18 protein-coding genes are annotated in these 17421 nt (G+C 35.8%); 3 read left to right on the top strand and 15 right to left on the bottom strand.

The annotated features are described in order from the left end of the window. The first annotated feature begins 5 nt into the window (after positions 1–5). On the top strand, positions 6–1727 hold the full coding sequence (locus QUE18_RS05565) for a hypothetical protein (RefSeq protein ID WP_009203662.1): 1722 nt from the start codon (positions 6–8) through the stop codon (positions 1725–1727). Between the two features lie 404 nt (positions 1728–2131). On the opposite strand, the gene QUE18_RS05560 is transcribed toward QUE18_RS05565, so the two are convergent. Together QUE18_RS05560 and QUE18_RS05555 are read right to left on the bottom strand one after the other, a co-directional pair. Further along, the gene (locus QUE18_RS05560) at positions 2132–2287 is read right to left on the bottom strand and encodes a hypothetical protein (RefSeq protein WP_008392917.1); all 156 of its coding nucleotides are present in this window, start codon (positions 2285–2287) and stop codon (positions 2132–2134) included. Positions 2288–2312: 25 nt separating this feature from the next. Then, positions 2313–2804, bottom strand: coding sequence for a hypothetical protein (locus QUE18_RS05555; RefSeq protein ID WP_242852751.1), 492 nt, complete (start codon positions 2802–2804; stop codon positions 2313–2315). Between the two features lie 385 nt (positions 2805–3189). Here QUE18_RS05555 and QUE18_RS05550 point away from each other — a divergent pair, with 385 nt between their 5' ends. Beyond that, positions 3190–3504: a PadR family transcriptional regulator gene (locus QUE18_RS05550; RefSeq protein ID WP_008392919.1), complete on the top strand. Its 315-nt coding sequence runs from the start codon at positions 3190–3192 to the stop codon at positions 3502–3504. Between the two features lie 88 nt (positions 3505–3592). Here the strand turns inward: QUE18_RS05550 and QUE18_RS05545 are convergent, their stop codons facing one another. The 3 genes from QUE18_RS05545 to pdxS form a co-directional block, all read right to left on the bottom strand. Continuing rightward, entirely contained in the window at positions 3593–4558 is a 966-nt protein-coding gene (locus QUE18_RS05545; RefSeq protein WP_286259528.1) for an RNA-guided endonuclease InsQ/TnpB family protein, read from the bottom strand. Positions 4559–5248: 690 nt separating this feature from the next. Then, positions 5249–5812, bottom strand: a complete 564-nt coding sequence (gene pdxT / locus QUE18_RS05540; RefSeq protein WP_009204579.1) for a pyridoxal 5'-phosphate synthase glutaminase subunit PdxT — start codon at positions 5810–5812, stop codon at positions 5249–5251. A gap of 1 nt (position 5813) precedes the next feature. Beyond that, positions 5814–6692: a pyridoxal 5'-phosphate synthase lyase subunit PdxS gene (gene pdxS, locus QUE18_RS05535; protein WP_008393773.1), complete on the bottom strand. Its 879-nt coding sequence runs from the start codon at positions 6690–6692 to the stop codon at positions 5814–5816. Between the two features lie 147 nt (positions 6693–6839). On the opposite strand from pdxS, the gene pdxR reads away from it, so the two are divergent. After that, positions 6840–8252, top strand: a complete 1413-nt coding sequence (pdxR, locus tag QUE18_RS05530; protein ID WP_015530238.1) for a MocR-like pyridoxine biosynthesis transcription factor PdxR — start codon at positions 6840–6842, stop codon at positions 8250–8252. On the opposite strand, the gene QUE18_RS05525 is transcribed toward pdxR, so the two are convergent. From QUE18_RS05525 to hrcA, 10 genes are all read right to left on the bottom strand, one after another. Beyond that, on the bottom strand, positions 8241–8468 hold the full coding sequence (locus QUE18_RS05525; protein WP_118738749.1) for a hypothetical protein: 228 nt from the start codon (positions 8466–8468) through the stop codon (positions 8241–8243). The genes pdxR and QUE18_RS05525 overlap by 12 nt on opposite strands. A gap of 500 nt (positions 8469–8968) precedes the next feature. After that, positions 8969–9352: a hypothetical protein gene (locus QUE18_RS05520; RefSeq protein WP_009204576.1), complete on the bottom strand. Its 384-nt coding sequence runs from the start codon at positions 9350–9352 to the stop codon at positions 8969–8971. A gap of 68 nt (positions 9353–9420) precedes the next feature. Then, positions 9421–10092: a hypothetical protein gene (locus tag QUE18_RS05515; protein ID WP_173760669.1), complete on the bottom strand. Its 672-nt coding sequence runs from the start codon at positions 10090–10092 to the stop codon at positions 9421–9423. A 326-nt stretch (positions 10093–10418) separates the two neighbouring features. Then, complete coding sequence (locus tag QUE18_RS05510; protein WP_009204572.1) at positions 10419–10733, bottom strand: hypothetical protein; 315 nt, start codon at positions 10731–10733, stop codon at positions 10419–10421. 15 nt (positions 10734–10748) lie between these two features. Further along, positions 10749–11855 (bottom strand): M56 family metallopeptidase, encoded by a 1107-nt coding sequence (locus QUE18_RS05505; protein WP_226816091.1) that lies wholly within the window; start codon positions 11853–11855, stop codon positions 10749–10751. A 238-nt stretch (positions 11856–12093) separates the two neighbouring features. Beyond that, positions 12094–12447: a BlaI/MecI/CopY family transcriptional regulator gene (locus QUE18_RS05500; protein ID WP_009204570.1), complete on the bottom strand. Its 354-nt coding sequence runs from the start codon at positions 12445–12447 to the stop codon at positions 12094–12096. Positions 12448–12572: 125 nt separating this feature from the next. Continuing rightward, positions 12573–13733 carry a molecular chaperone DnaJ gene (dnaJ, locus tag QUE18_RS05495; protein WP_008393762.1) on the bottom strand — a complete coding sequence of 387 codons (1161 nt, stop codon included), beginning with the start codon at positions 13731–13733 and terminating at the stop codon, positions 12573–12575. Positions 13734–13757: 24 nt separating this feature from the next. Beyond that, positions 13758–15617, bottom strand: a complete 1860-nt coding sequence (gene dnaK, locus QUE18_RS05490) for a molecular chaperone DnaK (protein WP_009204569.1) — start codon at positions 15615–15617, stop codon at positions 13758–13760. Positions 15618–15666: 49 nt separating this feature from the next. Then, on the bottom strand, positions 15667–16287 hold the full coding sequence (grpE, locus tag QUE18_RS05485; RefSeq protein WP_009204568.1) for a nucleotide exchange factor GrpE: 621 nt from the start codon (positions 16285–16287) through the stop codon (positions 15667–15669). Further along, complete coding sequence (gene hrcA, locus QUE18_RS05480) at positions 16262–17296, bottom strand: heat-inducible transcriptional repressor HrcA (RefSeq protein ID WP_172675719.1); 1035 nt, start codon at positions 17294–17296, stop codon at positions 16262–16264. The genes grpE and hrcA overlap by 26 nt, the downstream gene beginning before the upstream one ends. Between the last annotated feature and the right edge of the window lie 125 nt (positions 17297–17421).

The following is a 17421-nucleotide window of genomic DNA, read 5'->3' as shown; positions in this document are numbered from 1 at the left end:
CCCTTATGAAGAAAAAAGTTTTTCTTTTTGGATTACTGTTCTCACTGCTTCTCTTATGCGGGTGCGGTGTGAATCTTACCAGTACAGTAAAATTAAATAAAGACTTTTCAGGTACAAGAGTGATGTCTTGTACCTTTTCTTCCCGCGATTTTCATAGTTATTTCAAGGGAAGCAAAGAAGATCTTAATAAACTCATCAAAGAATCCTGCCCGGATGCTCTTACTTATACTTCATCTTCTTCTGACGGAAACGATGCGTATACTTTCTATCTTCGTTTTTCTTCTCTTGATGATTATAAGAAGAAAGTTCGTGATCTTCTTAATTTTTCCCCAGAGATCACTTATGAATATGGAGATTCCCCATTTGTTTCCGGTCTTATTTACAAAGAAAATTTCACATCTAAAGATCTGATGACATGGCTTTATACGGCTTTGTATGAGGGAAAATATATTGACAAAGACTCCTCTTCTGACCTATGGGATTTAAAAAGTACGGAGATTTCTTTCCTTGGAACAACTTATGAAACGAAAGATAAGATCAATATTGATGAAATGGCTTATGTACCATTATCTTCCATTCATATTGATACAAAGACAAAGAAATCTGGAAAACTTGCAAGAGTGATAGAATTTGATCTTCCACAACAAACATTAGATCAAAATGCAGGAAAGATCCGTTCTTATTTTGCTGGAAATGATATCACTTGGGAAAATACATCCGATGGAAAAACTTTATGTATCAGTTTTGACGCCAACAATTTCTCTGATCTTGCACAGAAAACAAGAACTGTCCTTCATTCAAAGAATTCTTTTGGAACTTACAGCTCCACATGCAGCAAGGGCAACCCTTTTACACTGAAGATCAACTATGAAGAATCTCTGGATCTCTCTCATTTTATTCAGAAAAACCAAAAGATTCCTGTTACTTATACATTTGATGAAAAACAGATGTTTAGTGATTCGATCAAACAAAAAGAAATCAGCTTTACTTCTTCTGTTACACAGCCAATTTCAACTTATGAGATTGCTACGGTATGGAACACATCCAAAGATATCCGTCGTAAAGTGTCTTTTTCTTTTGAAAAGGCTGTGACTGACCATCAGTTATCTGTGATCAAAAAGCAGTTCAAAGGACAAACCATTGATTCTGTAAATTTAGATGGTGATCAGAATGTTACGTTATCTTTTGTACAAAAAGGAAGTGTTTCAGACTGTAATAAGGATTTCTCTGCTTTGTTTCCGAATAGTTTGATGAAATCACAAGCGCATTTTTCATTTGCTGGTGGTAAGAAGGTCACATTTTCTGATAAGATTTCATTACCTGCGAATCAAAATGGTGAGAAACTTCATGGGCATTATGTATTTGCTTCTGTGAATTCGAAAGAATCTGTTACTGTAGCTGTTATGCCTGAGAAGATTGTGACAAATACGGTAAAACAGAATACATCTACCAAAGCAGTCTCTGCCCTGATCAAGTCGGATGAGAATATTCATGATCTTTGTGATTTTGAATTGACTGGAAATCGTTTGGAATTAAGCTATCGTGGAAGTACTGCTGCCAGCTTTTGGATGGGTGCATTAAGATGGATGTTGCCTGTTGTTGTTTTGATCGTGATTGGTTTATTTTTGATTCGAAAGAAAGTGGCTATTAGAGAAATGTTTGGGGATTTGAAAAAGGAATTAGCTGAAAGTGTTAATTCACTTATTGATAGGATTAATAAGAGGTAAGACACTAATCTTTCATCCCACAACCTCTTGATTTACAACTACTAGTACTGACTTGTAGTTCGCTACACTTGGCGGTAAATACCCATGACTGGACTTGCACCAACGAGATTAGTGCCATGCTCGGCACACAAATAAGTAAGGACTGCCATAATGACAGTCCTCTCCAGCATTAAGTTGCTATTAGATTAACTTAAGCTCTACAGAATTTAACGAACTTCAATTCCTCCCCCTGTATTGCAATAAAATTCAAATGACAGCGAAACTTGCTTTGTAAAACCAGAAGAATTTTTTATGACTCCTAAACATAAAATTTCTCCTGTTCTGCCACCATCAATCACACGTTTTGTAATTGTAGGTGACTTCTTCCATGAAAATCCATAACCACTTACTTAAAAACTTAAAATCTATAAAATATAGTAATATAATGCTGATAACACAAAAATCACAAAAACCACAATTCCAAATAATACTTGAGATTTTCCATATCCTTTCCAATCTTTTTGTAATTCCTTTGTTTTTTCTTCATCAATAAATCGAAGCTTATTATTTTTTGTTGACATATGAACACCTCCTCATAGCCATATATCATGGTAACGATATAGTCTTAGTTCCTGTCATAGTATATGTTCCCCCAGCTGTAAGTTTACATGTACCTTTAAATTTCATTTTATTTGCTGACCATGAAGATACCGTTACAGATGGTTTTGAATATCCTGTCGCTCCATATGCACCTGAAACACCTGTTACTACTGGTTTTTCATGTCCTACTGCTTTTGTTGATTTAAAAAATACATTAACATAAAATGTAATATTAGCATTTAATAGATATGAACTTGCAGCACCAGACCCCTTACATGTAACACCTGTTCGATATGTTTTATAATAATCATAAGAAGCCTTTGCTGACTGCGGTTTAATAATTTCTTTTTCATCTAATCTCGAATCATATACCTCTATCGTTTCTATAGTTTCTGGAATACAACTTATTTTATTCACGTTATTATCAAATGCTTGTTTTATCACATCGTTACTCATAATATCTTTTTCCGTTGCCATACTTGTTTGAATAGACATCATTAATATTGCACTCATTAATAAAAACGCTACAATCATTTTTGGTTTAGATTTGATCCTATCATATTCCTCCTTTATTTACTTTAATACCTTCTATGTTTATGTTACCCCTTTTTCTTCCATACAATATAATCCAGGATTTTCTTCATTGTATGGATTTTTTACCGATTCTTATTTTTCGTACCCCCCCCCTTTTATTTTCTAATTTCATAAATACTATGTTAATTTACGTTTAACTATATACTTTATTATTTAATATATTATTTATTTTATTATACAATTTTCTATGTATTATTGTCAACTATTACTTATATAATTTGTGTATTGTTTTATCATATATATAATATTACAATTAGTCATAGAAAATTTATTAAGTAGTGGAGAAAATATGGCAAAGAAAAGTTTTTATAAAATTGAAATGCTGTTTTTAAAAATTCTAGAAAAAGAAGACTGTTACGGATACCAACTAACACAATCCATACAAGATATCACAAACGGACAAATCAAAATTGCAGAAGGTACCATGTATCCAATTCTTTATAAATTACAAGATCAAGGATATATCTCTGATCGGCAGGTTAAAGTTGGGAAACGCCAAACCAGAGTTTACTATCATTTAGAACCCGCTGGAAAAGAATATCTTTCTCAATTGACACATGATTATTATCAAATGGTGAATTACCCCTCCCATGCGGTACAGTAGTTTCTATGGAAGTGGCTTCTAACAGTCGTGACAGTTACCCATTTCTGACCAAAAGATTGGCTGTCCGTACCAATCAAGGCATATTCACTTATGCCGCTATCCCTTTGACGGGAATACCTTTCGGATTCAGTTTGTGGAATCCATACACATCAGGAGCAGAAAGAAACGTATAATCTCTGGTATCTTTCCAGATATCAGGGATCGCTTTCCGCATGATATTTGCTGCTGCGTGACAATCCGCATTTAAGATCATTCCGTTAGAGCAACGGTATAAACCACGTTTGATCCTCTTTCCAGAAAACGAAGCATCCTTATCATCGACACCATAGGTTGGGATCCTGTCATTTGCGATCAGATCCGCTTTGGAAGTATAACTTTCTTCCTGCTCTATGATTCTGATGCCGGCATTCAGAGCTTTATATGTGATCATTGTCCGCAGGAGAGTGATCGGCATGGAGACAAAATTCTGGTTGTTGATCTTATTCATATTGGATCTCTGCTTCCAGAGCAGATTCACACCAAGGATCAGTGTTCCACACTGGTGTTCCATACAGAAGTCAATGATACTACGACTGATCTTGTGGCACTGGTCTTTCACAAAATTGGCATAATGGAAAGAAAGGTCTCTTAACCGCCTGGAAACAGCGTGTTTCTTTTCATGACCTTTTGTGATGATGGAGACATACTTTGCTCTCTGTTTATGGAACCATTGGATCTTGGATAAGACAGCTCCGCCTTTGTATATTGCGGATGAGTAATCATCACATACGATCGCTGCGAAGTTATCTGTTCCAAGATCAATAGCACATACATGAGATCCGGAAGGATCAAATGCAACATCTGGTTCTTCCAGTGTCAGACAGAGTAAAAAACGACCATAATACGGTTTGATCTTGACTTCTTTTAATACAGGATCCGAAGAAAGATTTGAAAAGTACAAGCGTTGCTTTTGCAAAGGCAGTTTTAAGGACATCCCGATATCGTCCCGATACAAGACAGCATCCTGGTTTGTGATGATCACAGTCGTCAGGTCACTTTTCTTATAGCGAGGCATCTTAGGCTTACCCAGATACTTTTCTGGATGCTCTTAATTTGATCAAAGATCAACAAATAATATATGAAAAAGAAGGACCTGTTGAAGAAACAAAATAAATTAGCGAGGAATTTAGTGTGAAAAAATTTATAATTTTATTTTTTAGTACCTTACTTATGTTAAATCTATTTTAATTGACGATTCAGCAGATACTTCATCATCCAAATGTATTAAATCAGAAATTTCCACAACTTTCCCTGCAAGTAATTGGAAACTTTCTGAAAAAAAAGCATACATATCTGGAGCATCAGCTAAAGCAACTGCATCTTTTAAACAATATAAAAAAGATGTGTATCTTCAAACAATTACAAGGACAGTTACAATTAGTTGTAATAAATCAGGAAAATTATATTAATTTCTTTAAATTATTTCCTTTTGCCACTTGTACACTTGATGTATATGATAAAACATAAATAAGAAACCAGAATCACAGCATTGGAATTTTGCCATATTTTGAATGAGTTCGCCGCCCAATTGGACGATTGTCTGAGCTTAGAAGTCTACAAGTTTCTACTAACTTCAAAGCGAGTTTTCGTAGGAAATTGGGTGAATCAGCGACTCGTTCAAAATGTGAGTAAAATTCCACCGCTGTGATTCTGGTTTCTTATTTATGTTTTATCATATACTTATAGCCTACAATTGGCCAATCAATTAAATTTTATCTACAAACCTCTGATGTATCCGCAAATCCCCATCCAATTCCGGATGAAATGCAAATCCCATCTGTTTCCCATATTCTACCCCAACAATATTTCCGTCAACTTCTGCTAATACTTTTACCCCATCTTCTACGCTTTCCACATATGGTGCGCGGATAAATGTCATTGGGACTTCTCCGACTCCATCTACTTCTTTTGTTATAAAGAAGCTTCCGAGCTGTCTTCCATATGCATTTCGTTTGACGCACATTGGGATTGTTCCAAAGTATGTTTCTTCCTGATCTTTAATATCTTTTGCAAGAAGAATAAGTCCTGCACAGGTTGCGAGGACTGGCATTCCTGCTTCGATCTGTTTCTTGATCGTATCAAACATATCAAGTTCTTTTAGAAGTTTCCCCTGAACGGTGCTTTCACCGCCAGGGAGGATGATTCCATCGTATGGTTTTTCTAAATCTTCTTTGTTTCGTAATTCAATAAAGGAAACGCCTAGTTGTTCAAGCATTTTTTCATGTTCGATAAATGCGCCCTGTAATGCTAAAACACCGACTTGTTTCATCTTATTTTCCTCTTTCTGCCATTAATAATTCGATTTCCTGTTCGTTGATTCCTACCATTGCTTCCCCAAGGTCTTTGGATAATTCTGCGATTCGTTTGGCATCTGTAAAGTTTGTCACTGCCTGTACGATCGCTGCTGCTCGTTTGGCTGGGTTTCCAGATTTGAAGATTCCTGATCCTACGAAGACTCCTTCTGCTCCTAACTGCATCATTAAGGCTGCATCCGCTGGTGTTGCGACTCCACCTGCTGCGAAGTTTACGACTGGGAGTTTTCCATTTTCGTGAACGTATACTACAAGATCATATGGAACTCTTAACTGTTTTGCAGCTTCAAATAATTCATCTTCCCTCATGCTGACTAACTGTGCGATCTGGCTGTTCATCTTTCTCATATGGCGCACTGCCTGTACGATATCTCCTGTTCCTGGTTCTCCTTTGGTACGGATCATGGATGCTCCTTCATTGATTCTTCGAAGTGCTTCTCCAAGATCTTTTGCTCCACACACAAATGGAACTTTGAAGTTTCTTTTATTGATATGATATACATCATCTGCTGGTGATAATACTTCGCTCTCATCGATATAGTCAATTTCAATTGCTTCTAAAACCTGTGCTTCTGCAAAATGTCCGATTCTGCATTTTGCCATCACTGGAATTGTGACTGCTTCCTGAATTCCTGCGATCATTTTTGGATCACTCATTCTTGATACTCCACCTGCTGCTCTGATATCTGCCGGAATTCTCTCTAATGCCATAACTGCGCATGCTCCAGCTTCCTGTGCGATCTTTGCCTGTTCTGGTGTTGTAACATCCATGATCACTCCACCTTTTAACATCTGTGCCAATTCTTTATTTAATTCGTATCTCTTTGTTGTTTCCATGTTGTAAGCCTCCACTGTATTTTTCTAAATTCATTTGCTATGTTTTCTTTACATATGCTATGGGACTGATTATAATTAATTTGTGGCCTTTTTAAAATCATCAATTTGAATATGTTCAATAAGGCCAGATTGGAGAATTTACATATCATGTTAACCTATAACTTTGCAAATAAAGGGTCAGATTCCCTTTATGAATATTTATACAAATGCATCAAAAACGACATAATACTGGAAAATCTTGACGTTCATGAAAAACTTCCTTCCAAACGAAGTTTCGCAAAAAATCTGGGTATCAGTGTGATCACTGTTGAGAATGCTTATGAGCAGTTGATGGCGGAAGGATATATTTATTCCATTCCAAAGAAAGGATTTTATGTTGCCGATCTTCGTGAGTTGAATCTTACAAAGACTCATTCTGTAGGCCCTGACAATGCATTACTTTCTATCAAAGAAAAAGTTCCTTATCTTGCGGACTTTACAAGTAATCAGACAGACAGTGAGATCTTCCCTTTTACGATCTGGGCAAGAACGATGCGTGAATTATTAAATGAAAACCAGCAGCAATTGATGGAAAACCCACCTTGTGGCGGTATTATGGCACTTCGACAGGCGATTGCCGATTATCTTCATGCATTTCGCGGGATGGTCGTAAACCCAGAGCAGATCATCGTTGGAGCTGGGACAGAATATTTATATGGTCTTTTGATCCAGCTTCTTGGAGATGATAAGATTTATGGAATTGAAAATCCTGGTTACCCAAAGATTGCTAAGATCTATGATAGTATGCATGTGTCTTATTCCGCGATCGATCTTGACAAGCATGGTGTCTGCATCGACTCCTTGGAAAATCATCAGATCGACATTATGCATCTTTCCCCATCCCACCATTTTCCAACTGGTATCATCACACCGATCAGCCGTCGTTATGAATTGCTTGGTTGGGCTTCTAAGGATGAGAATCGTTATATCATTGAAGATGATTATGACAGTGAATTACGCCTTGGCGGAAAACCGATCCCTACACTGCAAAGTATTGATATCTCTGATAAAGTCATTTATATGAACACTTTTACAAAAACATTATCTTCTACCGTAAGGATCAGTTATATGGTACTTCCGGCTTCTTTGACAGAACTTTTTTATAAGAATTTGTCTTTTTATTCCTGTACAGTTTCTAATTTTGAACAGTATACGCTGGCTCGTTTTATGGAAAGTGGAAGTTTTGAGAAACATATCAACCGACTGCGTAATTATTATCAGAATAAACGAGATGCCATTTTAGAAATTTTCAAGACTGCACCCTTGGATCAATATATTACGATCAAAGAAGAAGATTCCGGGGTTCATTTTATGATGAAATTAAAGACAGAAAGAACAGAAATGGATATGATGTCTGATTCTAAATCAAAAGGAATCAAACTTGCGCCATTATCAAAATATTTTGTTGGACAAACATCCAATGTGAACTTTCAGAATGTTTATGTTATGAATTATTCTTCGATTGATCTTGAACAATTGCCTTTAATCTTTGATGCATTGTGTCAGGTTTTAATAAAATAAGTAAGGGCTGCCACCATCGATCACACGTTTTGTAATCGTAGGTGACTTCTTCCATGAAAATCCATAACCACTTACCGTTATTTTTGCACTTTTTATTTGTGTTATAAATCTACGTTTTTTAGATGCATTATAGCGTGTCACAAAAGTTGCCGTACATTTCACTGTAACAGAATGATTATCAGGCACTGATACTTTCTTATTTTGACTTTGTGTCACTGTCTCTCCAGAAGGCTCTGGCAGTCATATTATCATTCGATTCATTGGAATATTCCCCTCCATTGTCATCTATCACAGGTTTTTGAGTATCTAATTGAATTGCTGCATTGACTGCCTTTTGAAATTCTTTGGTTAATTGTTATTCATATTATATAGACTTTTTCTAAATCATAAATATCACCTTCTAAAATAACAGTATGAAAACAAAAACAACGCACGAAGCAACCATTAATTTATATTCATCGGAAAAGTTTTCTTTGTTTTGTAATTTCACAAGCACATGATATAAAAAATAAAAAAATGAAAAAAAACATAGTGCTAATATAAATAAAACTATAATATGCTCCATAGTTTGTTCCTCCTTAGCTAAAATTCATAATATTTACTATAGACTATTATAACTTTTTATAATAGTCTATATTTTCAGTGATCGAAACCACTGCTAGGTGTGTATGTTGATGATTACAGGATTCCTATTTGGGTAATATAAAGCCATTGTCTTACTTTTGTTTGATTTTATAAATCCAAATACCTATCAATATTCCAGGAAGAACTGACCAAATAAATAACATATCATTATTTATCAGTATTTTTTCCATCATAAATAACAAAACACTACAAACTAATATTATGATCATAACTGCTGTCGAACATATTGCCATAAAAGTTGAAGATTTATTTAACCATAACATATATATTCCAATCAAAATCCCCCACACTAAACGGACGAATATTTCTTGCATATATTTTCCATTCATTATAGACTGTTCAATATAATTATGAATATAATTTTGATTATATAGCCAAAACCCAATGTATGGAAGGACAATCAATAGCAATATCGGAAGAATAAATCCACATATAACATTTTTAAAATTCTTCATAATGATCACCTTTTTTACTTTACATCTTTCTTTTCAATTCATATTGTGGTATTGCATTTCCATTTTTATCAAACTTCAATTCCTCCCCCTGTATTGCAATAAAATTCAAATGACAGAGAAACCTGCTTTGTAAAACCAGAAGGATTTTTTATGACTCCTAAACATAAAATTTCTCCTGTTCTGCCACCATCGATCACACGTTTTGTAATTGTAGGTGACTTCTTCCATGAAAATCCATAACCACTTACTGTTACTTTAGCACTTTTTATTTGTGTTATAAATCTACGTTTTTTAGATGCATTATAGCGTGTCACAAAAGTTGCTGTACATTTCATTATAACAGAATGATTATCAGCCACAGATACTTTCTTATTCTGACTTTCTGTCACTGTTTCTCCAGAAGCTCTGGCAGACATATTATCATTCGATTCATTGGAATATTCCCCGCCATTGTCATCTATAACAGGTTTTTGAGTATCTAATTGAATTGCTGCATTGACTGCCTTTTGAAATTCTTTCGGTGTTAACATATCATCTTCATTAATTTCATCGATCGGAAGCAGCTCAAAATCTTTACTTCCTATTTTTTCATTTGCTTCTCTAATAATTCTTTTATATTCCTGATAGTATTCTTGCTTTTTATCTTTTATCCCTTCTGCATGTGCAATGATCCCAGAACAAGAAAATATTATACTTGCAGATAACATTATAACTGTTAATTTTTTTGCGATTTTAAACATATTTGTCTCCTTTCTTCAGAGAACCTGAGAAAACTTTGTTTATAATTATTTTGTTTTAAACTATAATTTATGATATACTTCTCTATATCCATATAATACTTATCCTTTTGAAAGGATTTTGGTTGGTCGCCATTCGTGTTATATGGATTTTTCCTAAATCATAAGCATTACCTTCTTTTGATAAATAAATATATTACCTATCATCTATTTAACATATATATCCCATTAACTGTTATTTTTTTATTTGAGTTATTTTGCACAAATATCCAATATGTATCTGTTTCCCCTACTTTTATTCTCTGTATATCATTTGATTTAATATTTTTTTATGCCACATATTTTCTACTTTTACTAACAATTCCAACTCTTATTTTATTAGTTGAAGAATATGAAATTTTTAACGTAACATATTGATTAGCTTTTAATTTATAACTGCCTACCCTTTTTTCTCCATTAGGATTAATACTAAGCGATACCTTATGTCCCACAGAAAATGATTCCATTTCTTGATCTATTTCTACATATTCTATATTTGATTCTTCTTGATCTACTCCTATCTCCACTTCATCATCTGCCTTTACATTAATAGGAATAAGCATTAACATTATCATTCCTAAAACTAATATAAAAAACTTTTTCATTGTATATCTCCTCCGTTATCTCTCTAAAATTTCAATTTCTCCTAATAATTCAATATTTTGATCATTATAATTACTAACAAAACATTGATACTTTCCACTTTTTTCAATTGAAAACTTATAATCAATTTCTTCTGATCTGTTAACATATTTTATATTATTTGAAAAGTCCCGTATTCCTGCCTCTAATTTTCTTTTGTTTGCATCTTTATCAGTCATATCAAAGACTTTAAAAAATACTTTTTGTCCTTTCTTTAAATAAATCCATTTCGTTTGTACTCGTTCTTTCTTTTTCAGAAAATCCACCCCATAAATTGAACCATCATCTTCCAAATATTTAGTATGGAAAATTCTTGGATCATATCCATATCTTTTATGTACAACTAAATTCATAACCTCTGGTGTACCATCTACCACAATTTCTTCTGTTGTATTTCTATCTAAAATTCTATATCCCAATTGCATTGACTCCATTGCAGTAACAACACTGATTCCCCCAAATAATATAAAACACATGCTCAAAATAAAACCTATGATCCATTTCTCCGTATTCATTCTCTTAATATTCTTTGCGATTAATATTCTTCGTTCCAAGTTACATTCCCCAATTCCTGCACAGATATATTCCTGGAACTGAAATTGATGAATCATAATATCATAGATTGTCTTAAAATATCCCTTCTTGCTTCCCGTCTCATTGATCACACTGAAATCGCAATAGACTTCACTCCATTCATTCACTGCTTTAAATATTTGACGTTTTAATGGATAAAACCAGTAGATCAGTAAAATCATTCTGCATAATAGTTTCCAAAAGATATCCTTATGTTTTATATGTGTCAGCTCATGCAATAAAATAATCTTTAGCTGGTCTGTGGTATATTCTTCTGTCGGAAGTAAAACTTTTGGATTCCTTATTCCATATACCATCGGTGTCTGTACAAATGGGTTGTATTCAACACTTACAGAATTATGAATCTCAAATTTTTCCATTAATTCTAGCGCTTGCTTTGAAATCCATTCTCTACATGTTTTTCCTGACTGACATATATCTAAAAATACCCTCTCCTTACGTTTGCTTTTCCATATGCTGATTCCAAATCCTATTCCCCATATCCCTACCATACATATTGCAAAATTTCCTATCCTATCATTTACCAAAAAGGTAATTCCATCCCAAAGAACCGTCCTTAAGATTACAATTGGAAAAGGAATCAAAAAAAACAAGATGACAATCTTTAACAATCCATAATTCAGCCTGACAAATCCTTTCTCCTCCATCTTTTTACATAGAATCTTCCATATAAGAAACAATATACTTCCTATGAGAAGACAGATAAATAAATAGCACAATATATAAATGCTAATCTGCTGAATCATCCAGATCATCGATCAACCTCCGTAATTTATCATTCTCCTCTTGTTTTACTACATCAGAAAGAGCTACTGAAAATTCATCCCATGAATCATCAAACCATACTTTTTTCATCTGCTCAAACTGCACTTTATGATAATCTGATTCATCGACTTTCGAACAAATAAAACTTCTTCTTCCTTCTTTCTTTGTCTCTATGAAATCTTTCTTCTCCAATCTTCTCAAATAAGTCGAAACACTATTCCTATGATATTCTTTCCCTGTGTTCCTTTTTATTTCTTCCACCAAATCCTGTATTATTACTCTGCCCTGCCTCTTTTCAATATTCCAAATAGCTTTCATTGTATATGATAAATAATAATAAGGATCTCCCGACCATTAGAATTCTGTCAAAATGACATGCCGAATTCTAATGGTCGAGAGATCCTTATTATTTATCATATACATTTGAACGATTATCATTCAAATTACTTTTTATGTTTCCCAAAGAAACCTTTATGTTCTTTATGAGCTTCTTCCTTCTTAGGAACTTCACCCATAGCTTCCTGGAATTTCTGAAGAGCTGCTCTTTGCTCTCCGTTTAAGTGTTCTGGTACCTGAACGACAAGTGTTACATAGTGGTCTCCTCGTACATTCTTATTACGTACCATTGGCACACCTTTTCCTTTTAAGCGGATTCTGGTGTCTGTCTGTGTTCCTGGTTTGATCGTGTATTCGTATGGTCCATCGACTGTAGGAATCTGGATCTTACCACCAAGTGCTGCCTGTGTAAAGGAAATTGGCTCTGTTGAATAGATCGTTGTATCCTGACGCTGGAATTTTGGATGTCTTTCTACGATCACTTCTACTAACAGATCTCCTCTTGGGCCTCCATTTGTACCTGGCTCTCCTTTGCCACGGATACGGATACTCTGTCCGTTGTCAATACCTGCTGGTACTGTCACTTCGATCGTCTTACGATTGCTTACATAACCTGTTCCATGACAATCTGGACACTTATCACGAATGATCTTACCTGTTCCATGACAATCTGGACATGTCTGAACATTCTGCACCGTTCCAAACATAGACTGCTGTGTAAATACAACCTGACCACGTCCCTGACATTTTGGACATGTTTCTGGACTTGTACCTGGTTTTGCACCGGTTCCGTGACATGTTGTACATTCATCTTTTAATGTAATTTCTATTTTCTTTGATGTACCAAAGACTGCTTCTTCAAATGTTACGTGGATTCTTGCACGAATATGTGATCCCTGTGTCGGACGATTAGCCTGTCTTGCTCCGCCACGGCTTCCTCCACCGAACATACCTCCGAAAATATCACCAAAGATATCTCCCATATCACCACCGAAATCAAAACCGCCAAATCCGCCGCCATTAAATCCGCCAGCACCCTGCTCAAAGGCAGCATGACCATACTGGTCATACTGCGCTTTCTTTTCAGAGTCGCTTAATATCTCATAAGCTTCTGTTACTTCTTTAAATTTGGCTTCTGCCTCTTTATCTCCAGGATTCGTATCTGGATGATATTTCTTGGCGAGTTTTCGGTAGGCTTTCTTTATTTCTGATGCTGAAGCATTACGGTCAATGCCTAGCACTTCATAGTAATCTCTTTTTTCCGCCATTTTTAGTCTACCTTCTCTTTAAAATTATACTTCTTTGTAGTCACCATCTACAACATCATCGTTTGCTGCTCCCTGGTTTGCTCCTGCATCTGCTGCTCCCTGAGCTCCCTGCTGAGCCTGTGCTGCTGCTTCATACATCTTTGTAAATAAATTCTGAGCACTTGTCATCAGTTTGTCTTTCTTAGCTTTTAGATCTTCAACCTGAGCATCTGTCATATCCTGATCTTTTGTAGCTTCTACAAGATCTTTTAAATCTTTTAAGTCAGCTTCTACAGCTGCTTTTTCTGTAGGATCTACTTTATCTCCTGCTTCTTCTAAGGCTTTCTCTGTCTGGAATACGATAGAATCAGCTTCGTTTCTTGCATCGATCGCTTCTTTACGTTTCTTATCTGCAGCTTCGAATTCAGCAGCTTCTTTTACAGCTTTATCGATATCTTCATCAGACATGTTAGATCCAGCTGTGATCGTAATGTGCTGTTCTTTTCCTGTTCCAAGATCTTTTGCAGATACATTTACGATACCATTTGCATCAATGTCGAATGTTACTTCGATCTGAGGTACTCCACGTCTTGCAGGTGCGATACCATCTAATCTGAATCTTCCTAAAGATTTGTTATCTTTTGCGAACTGTCTCTCACCCTGTACAACGTTGATATCTACAGCACTCTGATTATCTTCTGCTGTTGAGAAGATCTGGCTCTTCTTTGTAGGGATTGTTGTATTTCTTTCGATCAGACGTGTTGCAACTCCACCCATTGTCTCGATAGACAGTGATAATGGTGTAACATCCAGAAGAAGGATATCACCGGCACCAGCGTCTCCTGCTAATTTACCACCCTGAACAGAAGCTCCGATCGCTACACATTCGTCTGGGTTGATTCCTTTGAATGGTTCTTTTCCTGTTAACTGCTGTACTTTGTCCTGTACGGCTGGGATACGTGTAGAACCACCAACTAATAATACTTTGCTTAATTCAGAAGCTGTCATTCCAGCATCGTTTAATGCAGAGTTTACAGGTCCTGCTGTTCTCTCTACTAAATGAGCTGTTAATTCATCGAATTTCGCTCTTGTAAGGTTCATATCAAAATGTTTTGGTCCTTCAGCTGTTGCTGTGATGAATGGCAGGTTGATGTTTGTTGTTGTTGCAGAAGATAATTCTTTCTTAGCTTTCTCTGCTGCTTCTTTTAATCTCTGCATTGCCATCTTATCTGTTGATAAGTCAACACCTTCCTGTTTCTTGAATTCATCTAACATATACTGTGTGATAACGTTATCAAAGTCATCTCCACCTAATTTGTTATCTCCTGCTGTTGATAATACTTCGATGACACCATCACCGATCTCGATGATAGATACGTCGAATGTACCACCACCTAAGTCATATACCATGATCTTCTGTTCTTCTTCATTATCAAGTCCATAAGATAAAGCTGCTGCTGTTGGCTCGTTGATGATACGTTTTACATCAAGTCCTGCAATCTTACCAGCATCTTTTGTTGCCTGACGCTGAGCATCATTAAAGTAAGCTGGAACAGTGATAACTGCTTCTGTTACTTTCTCTCCTAAGTAGTTTTCAGCATCTGATTTTAATTTCTGTAAGATCATTGCTGAAATTTCCTGTGGAGAGTATGCTTTGTCATCGATCTGAACTTTGTAATCTGTTCCCATATGACGTTTGATAGAAGCGATTGTCTTCTCAGCGTTTGTAACTGCCTGACGTTTTGCAGGTTCACCGATCACACGTTCTCCTGTCTTTGTAAATGCTACTACAGATGGTGTTGTTCTCATACCTTCTGCATTTGTAATAACGGTTGGTTTTCCACCTTCCATAACTGCTACACAACTGTTTGTTGTTCCTAAGTCAATACCAATAATTTTACCCATGATCTATGTCCTCCTAAGATTTCTTCTTATTCTATATATAATATAAATATTAGTTAGCTACTTTTACCATACTATGGCGCAGTACATTTTCTTTGTACATGTAACCTTTCTGTAATTCTTCTGCAACGATGTTCTCACCGAACTCATCATCTTCGACATGCATCACTGCGTTATGAAGATTTGCATCGAATTCTTTTCCTTGTGCATCCATTGGTGTTACTCCCACATCTTCCATTACAGCGACAAACTGTTTATAGATCTGTTCGATTCCTTTAACGAATGCGGAGTCTTTCTCTTCTTCGGATACGGCTTCTAAGCCTCTCTCGAAGTTATCAATAACTGGAAGAAGTTTTTCTAAAACTCCCATTGCTCCCATATCATAACGCTGTGTAGCTTCCTTTGCTGTACGCTTTCTTGCGTTCTCAAATTCAGCCATCAGTCTCTGATATTTGTCTTTCCAGTCAGCTACGGACGCTTCTAATTCTGCAATCTTGTCATCAGCGGCTGCTTCCTTTGTCTCTTCTGTTTCTTTGGAAGCTTCCTCTTTTGTTTCTGTATCTTTTATATCTTCAGCAGTCTCTTCTGCGTTCTTTACTTCTTCGTTGATGTTTTCGTTTTTCTTACTCATCACATCACTTCCTTTCTTAAGATTTGTCTTTAAAAATATCATCTAATTCTTCAGTGAGGTTCTTTAAAGTCTTAACAACTTTCTTGTAATCCATTCTCTTCGGTCCGATGATACCAACGGTACCTGTACCTCCTTCTGCAAGCTCATATGTTGCAGTTACGATACTACAGTCCTTCATATTCTTAACCGGAGATTCTTCTCCGATATAAACCTGGATCCCTGTATGATTATCAGAATCTGATTCCAAAGTAGAATCAACCAGTTTCGTCAGTGCCTTCTTCTCAACTAATGTATCAAGAAGTTCTGTTGCCGTATCCGGATTCCCAAGCTCCGGATATTTTAAGATATTGGTCGCTCCTCCTGTGTAGATTTCCATATGATCTGCATCATGGATCGCTTTGGCAATCTCTTCAAGAATCCGTTCTAACACATCCTGTCTGATCCCTGCCTGCTCTCTCATCGTCTGGATCAGTGCAAGGTTGATATCTTGTAATGATAATCCTTGTAAAAATGTATTCAACAATACATTCAATTTCAGAACATCTTCATTCGAAAGCGGTTCTTCTACCTGGATCATCTTGTTCTTTACGATATTGCCTTGTGTAACGATCACTGCAAGCAGATGTTCGTGATCCACCTGAGACAGCTGCACAAATTTCAGTGTTACATTCTGATAATGTGGGGAAGAAACCATCGTTGCATAATTCGTGCTGTTTGCCAATGCATTGGCAACCTGTTTTAATAAGACTTCCATCTTATCAACTCTCTGAATCAATGCCTGTTTCTCTTCGTGTTCGCTGTCACGTTCCGTCATCAGCTGATCTACATAAAAACGATAACCTGTGTCGGAAGGAATTCTTCCTGCGGATGTATGAGGCTGTAAGATATATCCCATATCTTCCAGATCTGCCATCTCATTACGGATCGTTGCTGAGCTTAAATTCAACTCAGGATGTTTGGCAATGGTTCTTGATCCTACCGGCTCACCAGTTTCAAGGTAATTGGCGATAATCGCTTTCAATATTAACTTCTTACGATCATTTAACTCCATATCTTCGCCTCCTGTTATTAGCACTCATTTATATCGAGTGCTAACATCTATATTTAAAGTAGCACTTTCGCATTTTAATGTCAACCTTTTCTTTCAATTTTTTTGAAAATTTGTTCAGTTTTTTT

It is taken from the genome of Anaerostipes hadrus ATCC 29173 = JCM 17467 (assembly GCF_030296915.1).
Taxonomy (GTDB): Bacteria; Bacillota; Clostridia; order Lachnospirales; family Lachnospiraceae; genus Anaerostipes; species Anaerostipes hadrus.
Note: the sequence above shows the minus strand (reverse complement) of the source record. Positions and strands in the feature narration are given on the sequence as shown.

Bases quoted from the DNA above. Each gene is read 5' to 3' on its own strand.
- QUE18_RS05565 (WP_009203662.1), top strand. From the start codon at position 6: ATGAAGAAAAAAGTTTTTCTTTTTGGATTACTGTTCTCACTGCTTCTC.
- QUE18_RS05560 (WP_008392917.1), bottom strand. From the start codon at position 2,287: ATGTCAACAAAAAATAATAAGCTTCGATTTATTGATGAAGAAAAAACA.
- QUE18_RS05555 (WP_242852751.1), bottom strand. From the start codon at position 2,804: ATGATGTCTATTCAAACAAGTATGGCAACGGAAAAAGATATTATGAGT.
- QUE18_RS05550 (WP_008392919.1), top strand. From the start codon at position 3,190: ATGGCAAAGAAAAGTTTTTATAAAATTGAAATGCTGTTTTTAAAAATT.
- QUE18_RS05545 (WP_286259528.1), bottom strand. From the start codon at position 4,558: ATGCCTCGCTATAAGAAAAGTGACCTGACGACTGTGATCATCACAAAC.
- pdxT (WP_009204579.1), bottom strand. From the start codon at position 5,812: ATGAAACAAGTCGGTGTTTTAGCATTACAGGGCGCATTTATCGAACAT.
- pdxS (WP_008393773.1), bottom strand. From the start codon at position 6,692: ATGGAAACAACAAAGAGATACGAATTAAATAAAGAATTGGCACAGATG.
- pdxR (WP_015530238.1), top strand. From the start codon at position 6,840: ATGTTAACCTATAACTTTGCAAATAAAGGGTCAGATTCCCTTTATGAA.
- QUE18_RS05520 (WP_009204576.1), bottom strand. From the start codon at position 9,352: ATGAAGAATTTTAAAAATGTTATATGTGGATTTATTCTTCCGATATTG.
- QUE18_RS05515 (WP_173760669.1), bottom strand. From the start codon at position 10,092: ATGTTTAAAATCGCAAAAAAATTAACAGTTATAATGTTATCTGCAAGT.
- QUE18_RS05510 (WP_009204572.1), bottom strand. From the start codon at position 10,733: ATGAAAAAGTTTTTTATATTAGTTTTAGGAATGATAATGTTAATGCTT.
- QUE18_RS05505 (WP_226816091.1), bottom strand. From the start codon at position 11,855: ATGGTAGGGATATGGGGAATAGGATTTGGAATCAGCATATGGAAAAGC.
- QUE18_RS05500 (WP_009204570.1), bottom strand. From the start codon at position 12,447: ATGAAAGCTATTTGGAATATTGAAAAGAGGCAGGGCAGAGTAATAATA.
- dnaJ (WP_008393762.1), bottom strand. From the start codon at position 13,733: ATGGCGGAAAAAAGAGATTACTATGAAGTGCTAGGCATTGACCGTAAT.
- dnaK (WP_009204569.1), bottom strand. From the start codon at position 15,617: ATGGGTAAAATTATTGGTATTGACTTAGGAACAACAAACAGTTGTGTA.
- grpE (WP_009204568.1), bottom strand. From the start codon at position 16,287: ATGATATTTTTAAAGACAAATCTTAAGAAAGGAAGTGATGTGATGAGT.
- hrcA (WP_172675719.1), bottom strand. From the start codon at position 17,296: ATGGAGTTAAATGATCGTAAGAAGTTAATATTGAAAGCGATTATCGCC.